The following is a 15,770-nucleotide window of genomic DNA, read 5'->3' as shown; positions in this document are numbered from 1 at the left end:
CTGCTCAGGCCGACGCCAGCGCGCGCAGCTGCGCGGTGACCGCGCGGGCGCGCGCGGCCAGCACCTCGAGGGGGACGCCGGGGGTGACGAGCTGCGAGCCCATGGCCACCCCTGCGGCACCGGCGCGCAGGTAGGCGGCGACGTCGCCCACACCGATGTTGCCCACGGCCAGGAACCGCACCTGGGGATAGGGCGCCTGCAGGGCGCGCAGGTAGTCGGGGCCCAGCAGCCCGGCCGGGAACAGCTTCTGGATCGCATGGCCCCACCGCAGCGCGACCCCGACCTCGGTGGCCGTGGTCACGCCGGGGATGTAGAGCCGATCCAGCCGGTGGGCGATCTGCGAGACCTCCTCGACCAGGCCTGGGGAGACCAGGAACTGCGCACCGGCATCGATCGCTTCCGTGGCCTGTCCCCCCTCCAGGAGACTCCCGGCGCCAAGGATCACGGCATCGCCGAACGTGTGGTGCAGCGCTCGCAGCGCCGCCGCCCCGCCGGCGGTCTCGAAGGTGATCTCGACGCAGCGGACGCCGGCCTCCAGCAGCGTCTCGACGACGCGTTCGACCTTCGGCGACCGCAGGCGGCGCAGGATGGCGATCAGGCGCGCGTCCAGCACGTGGGCGGCGACCAGGGCGGCGGTGTGAGCGTCTGGCATGGCGATCACCGGTGCGGGCGCTGCCCCTGGCCCGCCAGCAGGTGCAGTACGTCGGCGCGGGTACTCCAGGCGACGTCGCCATAGTACGTCTGCGCCAGCGCGGCCAGCGCGGAGCCATAGCGCAAGCCCGCCCGGAGGTCACCTTCGAGGGCACCCCACAGCACGCCTGCCGCAAACGCGTCCCCGCGGCCGATACGGTCCAGCTCCTCGCCCGGGATCGCCGGCTGGTGTACGACGCCAGTATCGCCGGCCGCCAGGTAGGCACCGTCCGGCCCTGCGGTGACGACCACCGCACCGGCCCCCGTGCGGGCCCGCAACGCCTCGGCCTGCCGCCCCGGCGGACCGTCGAGTGCGAAGACCTCGCGGGCGTCGTCGCTGGCGCACAGCAGCAGGTCGGCGCCGGCCAGCAGCGGTTCGAGCACGGCACGGGCGCGGTCCGGCGGCCACAGCGTGCGCCGGTAGTTGACGTCGAACGCCACGCGCACGCCGCCTGCCCGTGCCTCCTGGACGGCCCGCGCGACCGTGGCGGCGCAGGAGGGGCCGAGTGCCGGGGTGATGCCCGTGAGGTGGATCCAGCGCGCGCTGCGCACGTAGGCCCAGTCGACGTCGTCGGGCGCCAGCGCGCTCGCGGCCGACCCCGCGCGGTCGTAGTGGACCACGGCGGCGCGCGGGGGCACGCCGGGCTCGAGGAAGTAGAGGCCGGTGCGTCCATGCGACGTCCAGACGACCGCCGACAGATCCACCCCGTGCCGCCGCAACTCGGCGGCGATGCGGCGGCCCAGCGGCCCCTCGACCAGGCGCGAGACCCATCCGGCCCTGAAGCCCATGCGGGCCAGCGCGACCGCGACGTTGGCCTCGGCGCCCGCGGCGCGGACCTCGAAGACGGCTGCAGCTTCGAGCGTCTCGCCCCGGCGCGGCGACAGACGGAGCATGGCCTCCCCGATGCCCACCACGTCGAGCATGGCGCATCACTACTTGGCCGGCCGCGTACCGCCCCCTGCCTGGGGGCGCCCATCGGGCGAGCACGGCGCCAGACGATCTCATCCTCCGCGCAGGTACCGGTCGAACCAGCCCAGCAGGCGCTCCCACGCCTGGCGTGCCGCGGTAGCGTTGTACCTGGCGCCGGTATCGTTGAAGAAGGCGTGGTCGGCGCCGGGGTAGATGACGATCTCGTGCGTAACGCCGGCGCGCTGCAGCGCCTCGCGCAGGGCGGGGATACCGGCGTTGATGCGGCCGTCGAGCTCGCCGTAGATCGCCAGCACCGCGGCCCGGATCTTCGGCACGTCCTCCAGCGGGGGATTGGGGCCGTAGAAGGGGATGGCCGCGCGCAGGTCGGGGTTGGCGGTGGCCAGCCGCCAGCACATGCCGCCGCCGAAGCAGAAGCCCGTGGCGCCGATGCGGTCGCGGCGCACGTAGGGCAGGCCCTGCAGGTAGCGGATCGCGGCGTTCATGGTCGCCACGTGCTGATCGGGCGGCGTCTGCGCCAGCACCGCGGTGACCTGGGCCAGGTCGCTGAAGCGCTCCGTACCGCCCTGGTACGACGCGAGGTCCACGGCCAGCCCCACGTACCCCACCTTGGCCAGACGCCGGACGACGTCCTTGAAGTGCTCAAGGAGGCCACGGTTCTCGTGGATCACCAGCACGCCGGGGAAGGGGCCGCTGCCGCGGGGTTTGGCCACGTACCCGAGCCCCGTGCCGGTGCCCGCGGGGAAGGTGATCATCCCCACCACCTCGATGGCCGGGTCGTCGGGTGGGACGGTCACGCCCGAGGGCGCAGCGGCGGCTGCGGGCGGTGTCCCCGCGGCCTGGGCGAGCTCGTCCGCGCTGGCTGCGATGCCCAGGCGCTCCAGGATCGGGACGGCCAGTGCAGTGCCGCCGGCCATGACCGTCAGACGGCGCAAGAACTCGCGCCGCGCCAGCCGGCCGGCCCGATAGTCTTCGGCCCACTCTTCCAGCACGTACCGCTCCATGTCGGTCACAGCCATCGCCCCCCCTCCGTGAGGTCACGTTCGCAGGAAGACAACGTGCAGCGGCCGTCCGGCGTATTCCCGAAAATGGGGGCGTGCGCGTTGCCGTTGTGCTACCTCACGTTTCCCAACGGGTTCGACGCCGACGGACGCATCGCGCGGGCCTACGGGTTCGCCCACCAACCGTAGTGGGCCGTGATCGCCCGTGACGGGAGCCTGGTGCGCGCAGCGTTCGGCCCGCGGGACGAGACGAGCTGGTTGGCACGCTGCGCACGCTGGTACGGCCGTAGGAGCCGTCCGCGATTCCTCAACCGTGCGGCGCGGGTGCGGGCGTCTCACGGGCGCGGGTGTGGCGCTGCGCGTGGGCGAGGAGGGCTACGGATCGCAACGGCGTGAGCACCACCGCGACGCCAAAGGGCACGAGGGTTTCGGACGGCTCATCCGGACCTGGCGAGCAATAGCACGTCGTCCGGCGCCACCCGCACGGCCACCGGTGCCCCCTCCGTGAACCCCAGCGCCGCGCGGGGGTTGGCGCTGTGGACGCGCAACACGGCGCCGGTGGGCAGTTCCACCTCGCAGGCCGCCAGCCACCCCAGGTAGGTGCGCAGGCGTAGCGTCCCCGCCAGGGTGTTGTCCGTGCCGGCGGCCGCCGGGGACGCCAGGGTCAGTGCCTCGGGGCGCAGGCAGACCACCACACGCGCGCCCGCCGTCACGCCCGGGTTGCGCGCCGCGGCGGCGCGCAGGCGCCCCAGGCCTTCCAGGTCCACCACCACCGTCTCGCCGCCTGCTTCGCGCACGACCCCGGGCAGGAAGTTGGCCCCGCCCAGGAAGTCCGCGACGAAGGGGTCGGCCGGCCGCTCGTACACGTCCTGGGGCGTGCCGAGCTGGACCAAGCGGCCCTGGGACATCACCGCGATGCGGCTGGAGAGCATGAGGGCCTCTTCCTGGTCGTGGGTGACGTAGATGGTGGTGATGCCGAGCTGCCGTTGCAGCCGGACCAGCTCGGCGCGCATCTGCACCCGCAGCCGCGCGTCCAGGTTCGACAGCGGCTCGTCGAGCAACAGCAGGGCGGGCCGCACCACGACGGCCCGCGCCAGCGCCACGCGCTGTTGCTGGCCCCCCGAGAGCTGGGAGGGCAACCGGGCGCCGGCGCCCGCCAGCCCCACCAGCGCCAGCGCGTCCTCGACCCGTCGGACCACCTCGCGCCGCGGCACGCCCCGCTCGATCAGCCCAAAGGCGACGTTCTCGAAGACCGTCATGTGGGGCCACAGCGCGTAGTGCTGGAAGACCATGCCGATGTTGCGCCGCCAGGGCGGTGTGCGCGTCACCGGTCGGCCGTCGAAGAGGATCTCGCCAGCGTCGGGGTCCACAAGCCCGGCGATCATGCGCAGGGTCGTGGTCTTTCCACAGCCGCTGGGGCCCAACAAGGTGAAGAACTCACCGCGACGCACGTGCAGCGAGAGGTTCACCACCGCCGCGTGGTCGCGGAAGCGCTTGGACAGCCCGCGGAGCTCGACCTCGACCGCAGTCATCCCAGGGTGAACGCCGTCCGCCCGCGGCCGCTCAGGCGGTTGGCTAGATAGGTTCCGGCCGTGACCAGGCCCATGGCCACGACGCCCAGCGCTGCCGCCGCGCCCCGCCCGAGCGGGCTCTGGGAATAGACGTAGATGCCGTAGGAGAGCGGGCTCTGCTCGATGCGCGTCACCAGGATGACCGTGGCGCTGAACTCCACGGCGGCGGTGACGAAGACCAGCAGGGCGCCGGCGACCACGCCACCGGCGATCAGGGGCAACACCACGCGGCGGAAGGCGCGCACGCGCGGCGCGCCCGCCACGGCCGCGGCCTCTTCCAGCGAGGGGTGCACCTGGTGGAGCGCGGCGTGGCTGGCCCGCAGGGCGTAGGGCAGCCGGCGGACCATGAACGCCAGCGGGAAGACGAGCCAGGTGGCCGTCAGCGGCACGTCCAGGCCCGGCAACGGGCGGCCGTAGAAGACCCGCAGAAACCCGATGCCGATGACCACGCCGGGCAGGGCGATGGGCATCATGGCCACGGCGTCGAGCAGCCCGCGGCCCGGCGCGCGGCCGCGCTGGAGCAGGTACGCGGTCGCCGTGGCGACCAGCGCCGCCAGCACCGCGGCGGCGACGCTGTACCCCACCGTGTTCCAGACGAACTGTGGCGCGCGCACGAAGATCTCCCGGTAGTGGCCCAGCGTGTACGCGCTGGGCAGGTAGCTCAGACTCCACACCCTGCTGAACGACAGGATGACGACCGCCAGGTGGGGGAGCAGCGCCAGTCCCAGCACGCCCGCGCACAGGCTGCCGGTCGCCGCCAGCCGCCAGCCGCGCAGCGCGCGCCGGTGCTCCGCCGGGGCACCCGTCTGCACCGTGGCGTACTCTCGCCGGGCCACCAGCCGGTTGGCCGCCAGCACGCAGGCGATCGACAGCACGACCATGACGACGCAGATCGCGTAGCCGTCGGGATCGTCACGGCCCACGGTGGTGATGCGCAGGTAGGCCTGGGGGCCCAGCATGTTCTTCACGTTGAGGATCAGCGGCGTGCCGATGTCGTCCACGGCGCGCACGAACGCCAGCAGCGCCCCGGCGGCGTAGGCCGGCAGCACCAGCGGGAAGACCACGCGCCGCAGCAGGCGCCAGCCCCAGGCGCCCATCATCTGTCCCATCTCTTCCAGCGACGGGTCCAGGCGCGCGAGCGCCGTGCTGACGGTGATGAAGATGAACGGGAAGAAGTGCAGGGCCTGGGCCAGGATCACGCCGCGCAGTCCCTCCATGAGGTTGGCGCGCACCCCGACGACGTCCTGGAGGAGCAACGTCACGGTCCCGGCGCGTCCAAACACCTGCAGCAGCGCCATGGCGCCGACGAAGGGCGGCAGCACCAGCGGCAGGGTGGCCAGCGTGGTCACCAGGACGCGGCCGGGGAAGTCGAAGCGCGCCACCACGAAGGCCAGCGGCAGGGCCAGCGCGCTGCCTGCCACCACCGTCCACGCGCCCGCGATCAGGCTGTTGGCCAGCGACTCGCGGTAGAGCGGGTTCTGGACGAACCGCGCCACGTGCGCCAGGGTGGGACGCCCGTTGGCGTCGGTAAGGGCGACCGCGAGCACGGTGGCGATGGGCAGCACGACGAGCACGCTCAGGAGCCCCAGCAGCAGGAGCATCAGCAGCAGGTGCCCGGGATCGACGCGCGCGCGCCAGACCGCGGGCAGCCGCGGCCGTGGGACCGCGGGTAGGGTCTCGATCGTCATCGTCCGTCTACCGACGGCCCGCCCCACGCGGGTGGCCCGTCGGATCCTGCGGGCAGCGCCTGGGCGGTCATGGTCCCCGCGCAGGCGCGCGGTGCGGAACCCCGCGGGTGCCGGACGTTCCCCACGGAGGGCGCCGCGCCCGCACCACCGCCCTGAGCGCCCGGGGCCGTTACCGCCGCCGGAGGGCCTCCTCGGCCTGCGCGGCCAGCTGCGCCGCCCGCTGGTAGCTGGCGCGTGCGATCTCGCCCCACTCGCGTTCCTTCGCGGCCCGGTAGGCCGCGTCGCGTTCCATGCCGCCGCTCACCTCCGCGGCCATGCGCTCGCTCACGTGGACGTAGCGCGCCGAGGCCACGGCCTGCCGCAGCAGCCGTTCGGCGTCGGTCACGTCGCGCCCCGCCTGCCGGGCGGCGTCGATCGCCTGCTGGGCGCGGTAGATGGCGCCCCACGCCTGCTTGAGCTCCGCGTGGCGGAACGTGATGATCTGGTCGAACATGCGGTTGGTCACCTGGTAGCGTCCGGCCGACAGGTCGGCGTTGAACTGCACGCCGGCCTTCATCTTGAAGGGGTTGGGCATGCCCTTGGGCGCTTCGGCGTAGAGGGTGGCGCGTACGGGCAGGCGGCCGATCTCGGGCCGGAACAGCAGGCGCTGGCCGTCGTCGCTCAACAGATAGTTCACGAACCGCCGGGCCCCCTCGGGGTTCGGGCCGCCCCGGACGATGCCGACGTTGGCGGGCACGATGGACGTGAGGGTGGGGTAGACGAAGTCGATGGGCTGGCCCGAGGCGATGGCCGACAGCGCGAAGAAGTCGATGACGATCCCCAGCCCGTAGTGGCCGGCGATGACGGCCTCGGGCACACCGAACGAGCGCTCGGTGATGGCGCCCATGTTGCCGCCCATCTGGATCAGCAACTCCCATCCTTTCTGCCAGCCGTAGCCCTGCAGGATCGTCTCGACGGTGAGGTGCGTGGTGCCGCTGCGGCTGGGCGCGGAGATGACCAGGTGGCCGTAGTAGACGGGCTTGACGAGATCGTCCCACTCCCGCGGGGCCGGCAGCCGGTGGCGCTCCAGGTAGGTCCGATTCCACATGATGCCGTACCCGCTGACCGCAAAGCCGTGGAAGAACCCATCGCTGTCGCTGATGGGGAACCCGGCCACCTTCTCGGGAATGCCGCGGCGCAGGTCGGCGGGGGGCGTGTAGCGCTCGAGGAAGTTGTTGGCCTTTAGGTAGATGAACGCGTCGACGGCGCTGGCCCAGAAGACGTCGACGTCGGGGCGGGCGCCGCGCTCACGCACGTGGGTGATGGCCGCCGAGGTGGGTTTGGGGACGACCACCATCGTCCAGCCGGGGTTGGCGCGTTCGAACGCGGCCTTGTAGGCGTCGAACAGCTCTTTGGGAAACGACGTCAGGACCACGACCTGCTGGCCCTGCGCGCGCAGTGGCGTGGGTGCCAGCACCACCGCCACCGCCAGCACGACCGCTGCAAAGCGCGCGGTACGAAGGACCGGGCGGAGTTGCGTGCGCATGTCGCTCACCTCGCTCGTAGGGTAGGGAAGAACTACCCCATGGCCGGGGTGCTATCCTTGCGTGCGTGCCGATGGCGGCGGGGGGAGGGACGGCTGCAGCCGGCGCAGCACCGCGCCCGGTGGCCCGGCATCCAGCGGTGCCCCATCGCGAAACGCGATGGCCAGGTCGGCGGTGGGCGCCACGCGAGCGCCCGGCAGCAGGACGCCCACCAGGTTGAGCGGGTCGGCCGCGGCGACCACGGCCACCTCGCCGGCTGCCGGCGTCCGCCGCACGACGCGCAGCGCCTCGACCGCTTCGGGCAGCGCGAACTGCTCGCCGACGAACCCGGCGACGAACCGCCCGCCACGGACGAGCCCTTGAGCCTCCCAGCGCCGGTAGACCTCCAGGAGGACACGCCAGGGCGGCGCGGCGTGCTCACGGGTCAGCACTTCCCGCAGCACGATGCCCCAGCGCCGGAGTAGCTGACGCGCCCAGGCTTCGGCGCGCTCTCCTGCGGGCGTGCGCTCGTCGCCGGCAGGCCACAGCGCCCAGCGGCCGGTGGGCAAGGAGCGGGCGTGCATCCGCAGGCTCCACCCGGTCCACGAGCGGTCTGCTGCAGGTCCGGCGAGCGACCCCTCGGGATGCCCGCCCGCCCGGCTCCAGCCCGATCCGCTGCCCGCGGCATACGTCGGGCGGCGCCGATGGGGCGACGGTCCCCGCAGCAGACGGCGCAAGCCTGCCATGCCGTCGCCGCTCACCCACCCGCGCCTCACGAGCTCCCACAGGGCGTCCTCGACCTCGGTCGGCGAGCGCCGGACCGCCCGGACGATCTCGGGGAAGAACGACGCGCCGTGCGCCGCAAGGTGGGCCACCACCTCCCGCGCCGCCGGCGACAGCTTGACCTGCGTGCGGGCGCTCCTGTGCGGGTCCAGCAGCGCCGGCAGGTCGTCGCGCAGCACGAACGACAGCGGCGCCGTACGCAGGGGTCGGGGCGGCCGACCACGGCGCGGCGCGGCGTGCGCGTCCGCAGGCGGGCTCTCCGCGCCTCCGGACAGCCGTCCCCACGTCACGGTGCCGGCCAGGCAGAGCGCGTCGAGGTCGGCCGGGTCGTAGGCGCGCACGCGCAACGGCAGCACCGTGGCCTCCCACGCTGGCGCGGGCAGCTCCAGGCCCTGCAGCTGCCCGATCACCGCCAGCAGCCCGTCCCGGCCGTGCAGCTGGGTGCCCGGGTGCGCGTGCTGCCACCGGAAGAGGAACCGCATGAACTCCGCGGCGGGTACCGGGTCGATCTCGGCGCGCAGCCGGCCCAGCGTGAGCCGGTGGATGCGCGCCAGCAGCCGGCGCTCGCACCACTCGAGCTCCTCCACGTCGGAGGTGAACCGACCGCGCAGCGCCACCCCCTGGGCCTCCAGCCCCAGGAGGGCCTGCTCGACGCCGCGGACGGGCAGGCCGAGTCTGTCGGCCAGCGCCGCCGCCGTTGTGGGGCCGATCACCTGCAGCCACCCGTGCACGAGCGCCATCAGGGCCGCCTCGGGGCTGTCGGGCGCCGGCGCGCCGCAAGCCGCCCCGCTGACCTCGGGGGCGCACGTCGCGTCGGGATACACCGTGCGGACCAGCGCCAGGCGTTCCGTGGCCACCCAGGCGCGGTGTGCGCGGCCGCGCGCGTCGTCCCAGGTGACGAGGGTGGCGCGACCGGCTGCGGCCAGCGCCTGCGCGAACGGCGTCCACGCGGGCGCGTCGTCGACCGGGAGCAGCCCCACCGTGAGCAAGAGGTCGTGCAGTTCCTCCGGGTCGCGCACCGGAGGCCAGGCCTCGGCGCGAACCCGGGCGATGGCCGCATCGTCCAGCGCGCCCACGCCAGCCGCCAGTTCGGGGGCGAGGCGACGTACGCGCACGGCGCGGGCCCGTCGTTCTTCCAGCGGCGCGTCGTCGAGGAACGCGTAGGGGTTCGCGTGGAGGATCTCGTGGGAGGCCGGGGAGGGAGCCGGCGTCTCCACCGCCACGGTGCGAATCTCCCCCCGCTCGAGGGCGCCGATGACCGCCCGCAGGCCCTGGAGGTCCATGGCCTCGTAGAGCCCGTTGCGGATCGTCTCGGTGACGAGCGGGTGGTCCGGCGGGGTGATCGGACCGGCGTGGTTGTCCTGGCACGCCACCTGCGCGGGGAAGACCGCGGCCAGGAGGTCTTCGGCGCGCATGCGCTGGATGGGCATCGGCACGCGCCGGCCGCCCCGGTACCGGAGGACCGCCAGTGCCCGGGTCGCGTTCTGCCGCCAGCGGGTGGTGAACAACGGCGAGGCCAGCAGCGCCTGCACCAGGTCGGCTTCCACCGTGGCGGTGCGCACGAAGGCAAAGACGCTCTCCAGCGGGAACGCGTGCTGCTCGCCCAGCGACAGCACGATCCCATCGTCGGTGGCGGCCGCCTGCAGCTCGAAGTCGAAGGTCAGGCAGAAGCGCTTGCGCAGCGCCAGCCCCCACGCCCGGGTGATCCGGCTGCCGAAGGGCGCGTGGAGGACCAGCTGCATGCCGCCCGCTTCGTCGAAGAACCGCTCGGCCACCACGGTGCGCTGGCTGGGCATCACGCCCAGGACGGCGATGGTGTCCGCCGCGTACGCCACGAGCTGCTCGGCGCCCCACCGGTCGACGCCGGTCTCCTCCACCAGCCAGGCGATGGTGGCCTCCCGGTCGGCGAGCCCGGCCGCCAGACGTTCGCGCAGCGCCGACACCGCGGCGGACAGCTCGGGCGTCCGGCCTGGCGCCTCGCCCAGCCAGAACGGGATGGACGGGGGCGCCCCGTGCGCGTTGGTCACCCGCACCGTGCCCGCCTCGACGCGTCGGATCTGCCACGACTGGTTGCCCAGCAGGAAGATGTCCCCGGCCTGGCTCTCCACGGCGAAGTCCTCGTTGACCTTGCCGACCGTGACGCCGGTGGGATCTTCGACCACGTCGTAGTCCGCGGTCTCGGGAATGGCGCCGCCCGAGGTGATGGCCGCTAGGCGCGCGCCGCGCCGGGGGCGCAGCATGCCGTGGACGCGGTCGCGGTGGAGGTACGCGCCGGTCCGGCCCTGGCGCGCTGCGATGCCGTCGGCGAGCATCGCGACGACCTGCTCGAACGCCGCGCGGGACAGCCCCCGGTAGGGGTAGGCCCGGCGGACCATGGTCCACAGGGCCTCCTCGGAGATCTCCTGCGCGGCCACCGTGGCCACGATCTGCTGCGCCAGCACGTCCAGCGGCGCGTCGGGGAGCACCGTGCGGTCGAGCTGGCCCGCGCGCACGGCGTACACCGCCGCCGCGCTCTGCAGCAGATCGTCGCGGGTGAGGGGGAAGAGGACGCCGCGGGGCACGGCGTCGATGCCGTGGCCCGACCGGCCCACGCGCTGCACCAGCTGGGCCAGCGAGCGGGGGGCGCCCAGGTGGCAGACCAGGTCCACCTCCCCGATGTCGATGCCCAGCTCCAGCGACGCGGTGGCGACCACCACGGGCACCTGGCCGGTCTTCAGCCGCTGCTCGGCGTCCAGCCGCACGTGGCGCGCCAGGCTTCCGTGGTGGGTGGCGACGCGGCCGGGGCCGAGGCGCTGGGTGAGCTGGTGTGCCACCCGTTCGGCGAGCCTGCGGGTGTGGACGAACACCAGCGTCGTGCGATGCGCCGTGGCCAGCGCGGCCACCCGGTCGTAGACCTCGGCCCAGTGGTCGTGGGTGGCGATCGCCCCCAGGGGCTGCTGGGGGACCTCGATCGAGAGCTGCCAGGCGCGCTGGTGGCCCATGTCGACGACGGCGCAGTCGGGAGTGCCGTCGGGGTGCAGCCGCGCGGTGCCCACGAGCCACCGCGCGATCTCCTCGATCGGCCGCTGCGTGGCCGACAGGCCGATGCGCTGCAGACGCGTGCCCGCCAGCAGATCCAGGCGCTCCAGCGACAGCGCCAGGTGGGCGCCGCGCTTGTCGCCGGCGACGGCGTGGAGCTCGTCGACGATGACCACGCGGGCGGTCTGTAACCACTGCCGGCTCCGCTCGGCGGTGAGCAGGATGTAGAGAGACTCGGGGGTCGTGATCAGGATGTGCGGGGGCCGGCGGCCCATCCGCGCCCGCTGGTGCCCTGGTGTGTCGCCGGTCCGCACCGCCACGCGGAGCTCGGGCAGGGCCAGGCCGTCGTGTGCAGCCAGGGCGCGGATGCCCGCCAGCGGGTCGTGCAGGTTGCGCTCGATGTCGTTGCTGAGGGCCCGCAGCGGCGAGACGTAGACCACGGCGGTCTCGTCGCGCAGCGCGCCGCGCGTCGCGGCCTCGACCAGGCCGTTGATCGCCCACAGGAACGCCGCCAGCGTCTTGCCCGATCCGGTGGGCGCGGCGATCAGCACGTCGCGCCCCCGGGCGATCTCCGCCCAGCCTGCGGCCTGCGGGGGCGTGGGCGCGGCGAATCGCCCGGCGAACCAGCGGGCGACCAGGGGATGGAAGACTGCGCTCACAGAGTCTATAGTAACTGGTCTCGCTTTCTGAGCCTACTGGATCGCAGCATACGCGCGCGCCCGTGACGGTTGTGCCCGGCCCGCCGCTTTGGGCCCACTGCGTCGCGTTGCGCGAGGCCAGCGCTGCTGTGGCATCTCGTACTGTGGGACGCTGCAGGGTCGACGGATGTGACGAACGAAGGAACAGTGCACGTGGTCTTGAGCCCGGTGTCAGGGAGCGTGTCTGTATGAACGACATTGTTGACAGCGCCGCAGCGCGCGTCGCCTGCTGGCGTGTGGCGCAAGGCAAGGAGCCGGCTGACCTCATCATCAGCGGTGCGCGGTTGGTGGACGTACACACCGGTGAAATCTACCCTGCCGATGTCGCCATCAAGGGGCCACGGATCGCTGCGACCGGCGATGTCAGCTACACGATGGGCCCTCGGACTCACGTGTACGATGCGACCGGCAAGTTCCTGACCCCCGCGTTCATCGAGGGGCACATCCACGCCACAGGTTGTCAGGTGTCCCTTACCGAGCTGGCAAAGGTCCTCGTGGCGCACGGCACCACTGTGATCTGCACTGATCTGTACGAAGCCGCCGTCGTTGGCGGCCTGGAGGCCATGCGGTTCTGTCTCGACGAACTCAATCAGACGCCGCTGCGAACGCTCTTGACGGTGGGCTATCAGATGTACTTGCAAAACGAGAAGTTCGGCCACACGGGGAAGATTTCCGGAGACGACATGCTGGCCTGCTACGACTGGCCGGAGACTGTGGGGATCAGCGAGTGGATCTACGACATGGTTGATCGCAACGATCCCTATGTACAGCTGCTCTTCCAGCGAATGCTTCGTGAGCGCCGACTTCTGGTGGGGCACGCTCACTCCTACCCGCTGCCGGCGGTCCAGGCCTATGCGTGCGTCAACGGGTACTCTGACCACGAGGCGGTAAGCGCCGATGATGCGCTGGAGAAGCTCCGGCGAGGATACAAGGTGATGATCAAGCAGAACGGCGCGGTCGACTTCATGGAACCGATTCTGCGGCTGGTGGTCGAGCGCCGCGTGAACAGTCGCTACATCTCATTCTCCACGGACCACGACACGCCGGACCATCTCTACCGACGGGGACATCTGGACGAGCAGATTCGGATCGCCATCCGGCTAGGAGTGGATCCCGTGACGGCGATCCAGATGGCGAGCTTGAATAACGCCGAGTACTTTCGCGTGCACGACGACTACGGCAGCATTGCGCCCGGCAAGATGGCCGACGTGTGCGTCGTTGACGCTTTGGACGAAACCTTCCCAGTGGCCGCAGTGTTCGCGCGCGGAACCTTGGTCGCGGAACGTTACCGTTACACGGCGCCGCTGGAGGCACCGGCATACCCTGCGGGCTGGCAGGCGACCATGAAGGTTGGGAAGACCGTGGCGCTCGACGACGTACGCATCGGAGCACCCTCCGGCCTTCAGCAGGTGCGGGTCCGCGTCATCGGGTGCCCGCATCCCCTCTTCCGAACCGAGACACGAAGCGCGGTGCTGCCCGTACGTGATGGCGCGGTGCAGCCCGATTTGGCGCATGACATTCTGAAGGTGGTCGTGTTCGACCGCCACCACGGGTCAGGCCGGGTTGGAAAGGGTTTCGTTCAGGGCGTGGGGTTGCGCGCCGGAGCCGTGGGGGCGTCGTGGACCCCGGGCGTGGAGGATCTGACGGTCATCGGCACCAACGACGAGGACATCGTGACCGCGGCAAACGCCATTGTGGCGGCTGGCGGCGGATTCGCTGCGGCGCGGGGAGGACGGATTATTGGCCAGGTGGAGATGCCGTTATTGGGTGTTATGGCCGCAGAACCGTTGGAGGTCGTGGTCGAGAAGTTCGAGCGGTTGAACGCAGCCATAGCGGTGGAACTGCAGGCGCCCCGTGAAGTGTGGCGGCCTGTGGCGTTCATCTCCATGCCCCGAGCCATTCCGTCCCTGAAGATTTGTTGTGCCGGGCTCGTGGAGGTCGCGCCGGGACGGGCGGAGGGGGTAGGGTTGTTCTTGCCGTGACGCGCTACCTGGTCGGGCGTGCCCTGCAGTTCCTCCCCACTCTGCTGGTGGTGGCCGCGCTGGCCTTTTACCTGATTCGGAGCGTTGCTGACCCGCTGGCCATGTACGTCCAGGATCCCGGCATGCGTCCGGAAGACGTGGCGCGACTACGGGCGCACCACGGCCTGGATCGGCCCCTGCCGATGCAGTTCCTCTACTGGCTCCGCGACATGGCTACGGGCGACTGGGGGACGTCGCTGTACGTGCAACAGCCGGTGTTCAGCCTCATCCTGGAGCGGCTGCCCAATACGCTGCTGCTCATGGGGTCGGCGTTCGCGCTCAGCCTGACGGTAGCGGTGCCGCTGGGCATCTACTCGGCAGTGCGGCGCTATTCATGGGCGGACTATCTACTCACCGGTGCAGCGTTTGCCGCCTATGCCACCCCCTCGTTTTGGTTGGGCATACTGCTGATTCTGTTCTTCAACGTGCAGTTTTCCGCCTGGGGGTTGCCCGCGCTCCCCGCGGGCGGCATGTACGACCTGGCGGCGGGAAGATCGTTTCTGTCGATGGTGCGCCACTTGATTCTTCCCACACTCGTCCTCAGCGTCCTTCCTGTGACGACCTACACCCGATACCTGCGATCGGCGATGATCGAGATACTTGAGATGGACTACATCAGAACGGCGCGCGCCAAGGGACTGTCACCACGCACCGTGCACGTGCGCCATGCGTTTCGTAACGCGTGTGCGCCTCTTGTGGCATTGATCTCCCTGGACATCCCTCGGCTGTTTTCCGGGGCGCTCGTCACGGAGCAGGTTTTTGCCTGGCCGGGCATGGGGCGCTTGTTCGTCGACCATGCTTTTCGTGGCGACTACCCTGTGCTCATGGGGCTTGTCGTTTGTGTGGCGGGGCTTGTGGCACTGGCCAGCCTGATCGCCGACCTCCTTTATGCCTTCCTGGACCCAACGATCCGCTATGACGTGCGCGGGTGAGCGCAGGCTGGTGCAAGCAGTGGTGGCACGACGAGTATCACCGCCAATGTCGCCTTTGTGGGCAGCCGGGCGTCGCTTCGCACGACACCGGCTGGCGGTGGTGGGGTTTGGCATTCTGCTGGCCGTCGTTGGTATGGCAACGGTGGGGCCCACGCTCGTGCCTCGCGACCTCGCGTATCGACCGGAGCCCGGCCGGATGTTCATGCCACCTGGGGCTGCGCACCCGCTGGGTACCGACGAGGTGGGGCGCGATGTGCTGGCTCGCCTAGTGGTTGGTGCGCGTGTGTCGCTCACCGTGGGTGTGCTCGCCATGGTGGTGGCCATTACGGTCGGTACGACGTTCGGCGCGGCCGCGGGTTTCTACAGGGGATGGGTGGACGCGGTGTTGATGCGAGCCAGCGAGGTGTTGCTGAGCCTGCCGCGTCTGTTCCTCCTCATCGTCCTTGCCGCATTCTTCGGTCCCAGCGTGCCCACCCTGGTGCTCGTGATCGGTGGGCTGTCCTGGATGGAATCGTTTCGGGTTATCCGTGCGAGCGTGCTTGCCTTGCGCGAGCGGGAGTTCGTCCAGGCCGCACGCGCGTTGGGGGCCACCGACGCCTTCCTCATCCGTCGGCACATCCTGCCGAATACGATGGCCGCCGTCGTGGTGGGCGCGACGCTGGGTGTCGGGAACGCACTGCTGACCGAGGCGACGGTCAGCTACCTGGGTCTCGGTGTACAACCACCGGACCCGTCGTGGGGTAACATGCTCTATGCTGCGCAGAAGTACCTGCTGCAAGCGCCGCATGTGGCGATCCCCCCGGGGCTGTTGATCTTCGTCACCGTCCTGGGTACCAACTTCGTCGGCGATGGCCTGCGGGACGCCCTGGATCCGCGGGTGACGAGAACCGGCGCATGAGTTCGGTCCGACGGCATGCAGCACACGGGGGGCAATGGCC

Annotated in this window: 10 protein-coding genes; 3 read left to right on the top strand and 7 right to left on the bottom strand. The window is 71.3% G+C overall.

Annotated features, from left to right (window positions below; all coding sequences use genetic code 11):
- Positions 1–4 precede the first annotated feature (4 nt).
- The 7 genes from QN157_04170 to QN157_04140 all read right to left on the bottom strand — a co-directional run bounded on the left by QN157_04170 (position 5) and on the right by QN157_04140 (position 11,840).
- Complete coding sequence (locus tag QN157_04170) at positions 5–652, bottom strand: bifunctional 4-hydroxy-2-oxoglutarate aldolase/2-dehydro-3-deoxy-phosphogluconate aldolase (GenBank protein ID MDR7554783.1); 648 nt, start codon at positions 650–652, stop codon at positions 5–7.
- Between the two features lie 5 nt (positions 653–657).
- Positions 658–1,614 carry a sugar kinase gene (locus QN157_04165; GenBank protein ID MDR7554782.1) on the bottom strand — a complete coding sequence of 319 codons (957 nt, stop codon included), beginning with the start codon at positions 1,612–1,614 and terminating at the stop codon, positions 658–660.
- Positions 1,615–1,692: 78 nt separating this feature from the next.
- A complete protein-coding gene (locus tag QN157_04160; protein MDR7554781.1) occupies positions 1,693–2,637 on the bottom strand; it encodes a dienelactone hydrolase family protein in 945 nt (314 codons plus the stop codon).
- A gap of 419 nt (positions 2,638–3,056) precedes the next feature.
- On the bottom strand, positions 3,057–4,151 hold the full coding sequence (locus QN157_04155) for an ABC transporter ATP-binding protein (protein ID MDR7554780.1): 1,095 nt from the start codon (positions 4,149–4,151) through the stop codon (positions 3,057–3,059).
- Positions 4,148–5,878 (bottom strand): iron ABC transporter permease, encoded by a 1,731-nt coding sequence (locus tag QN157_04150; protein MDR7554779.1) that lies wholly within the window; start codon positions 5,876–5,878, stop codon positions 4,148–4,150. The genes QN157_04155 and QN157_04150 overlap by 4 nt, the downstream gene beginning before the upstream one ends.
- 169 nt (positions 5,879–6,047) lie before the next feature.
- Positions 6,048–7,403 (bottom strand): extracellular solute-binding protein, encoded by a 1,356-nt coding sequence (locus QN157_04145; protein MDR7554778.1) that lies wholly within the window; start codon positions 7,401–7,403, stop codon positions 6,048–6,050.
- Positions 7,404–7,454: 51 nt separating this feature from the next.
- Entirely contained in the window at positions 7,455–11,840 is a 4,386-nt protein-coding gene (locus QN157_04140) for a DEAD/DEAH box helicase (protein MDR7554777.1), read from the bottom strand.
- A 227-nt stretch (positions 11,841–12,067) separates the two neighbouring features.
- On the opposite strand from QN157_04140, the gene QN157_04135 reads away from it, so the two are divergent.
- Genes QN157_04135 through QN157_04125 form a run of 3 tightly spaced genes read left to right on the top strand, consistent with a single transcriptional unit; the run spans position 12,068 to position 15,730 of the window.
- Positions 12,068–13,861, top strand: a complete 1,794-nt coding sequence (locus QN157_04135) for an adenine deaminase C-terminal domain-containing protein (protein ID MDR7554776.1) — start codon at positions 12,068–12,070, stop codon at positions 13,859–13,861.
- On the top strand, positions 13,858–14,832 hold the full coding sequence (locus tag QN157_04130) for an ABC transporter permease (GenBank protein ID MDR7554775.1): 975 nt from the start codon (positions 13,858–13,860) through the stop codon (positions 14,830–14,832). Before QN157_04135 ends, QN157_04130 begins: the two co-directional genes overlap by 4 nt.
- Positions 14,789–15,730, top strand: coding sequence for an ABC transporter permease (locus tag QN157_04125; protein ID MDR7554774.1), 942 nt, complete (start codon positions 14,789–14,791; stop codon positions 15,728–15,730). The genes QN157_04130 and QN157_04125 overlap by 44 nt, the downstream gene beginning before the upstream one ends.
- Positions 15,731–15,770 lie beyond the last annotated feature (40 nt).

The organism is Armatimonadota bacterium, from assembly GCA_031459855.1.
GTDB lineage: Bacteria > Sysuimicrobiota > Sysuimicrobiia > Sysuimicrobiales > Humicultoraceae > Fervidifonticultor > Fervidifonticultor primus.
This window is presented reverse-complemented; position numbering and strand designations above follow the sequence as displayed.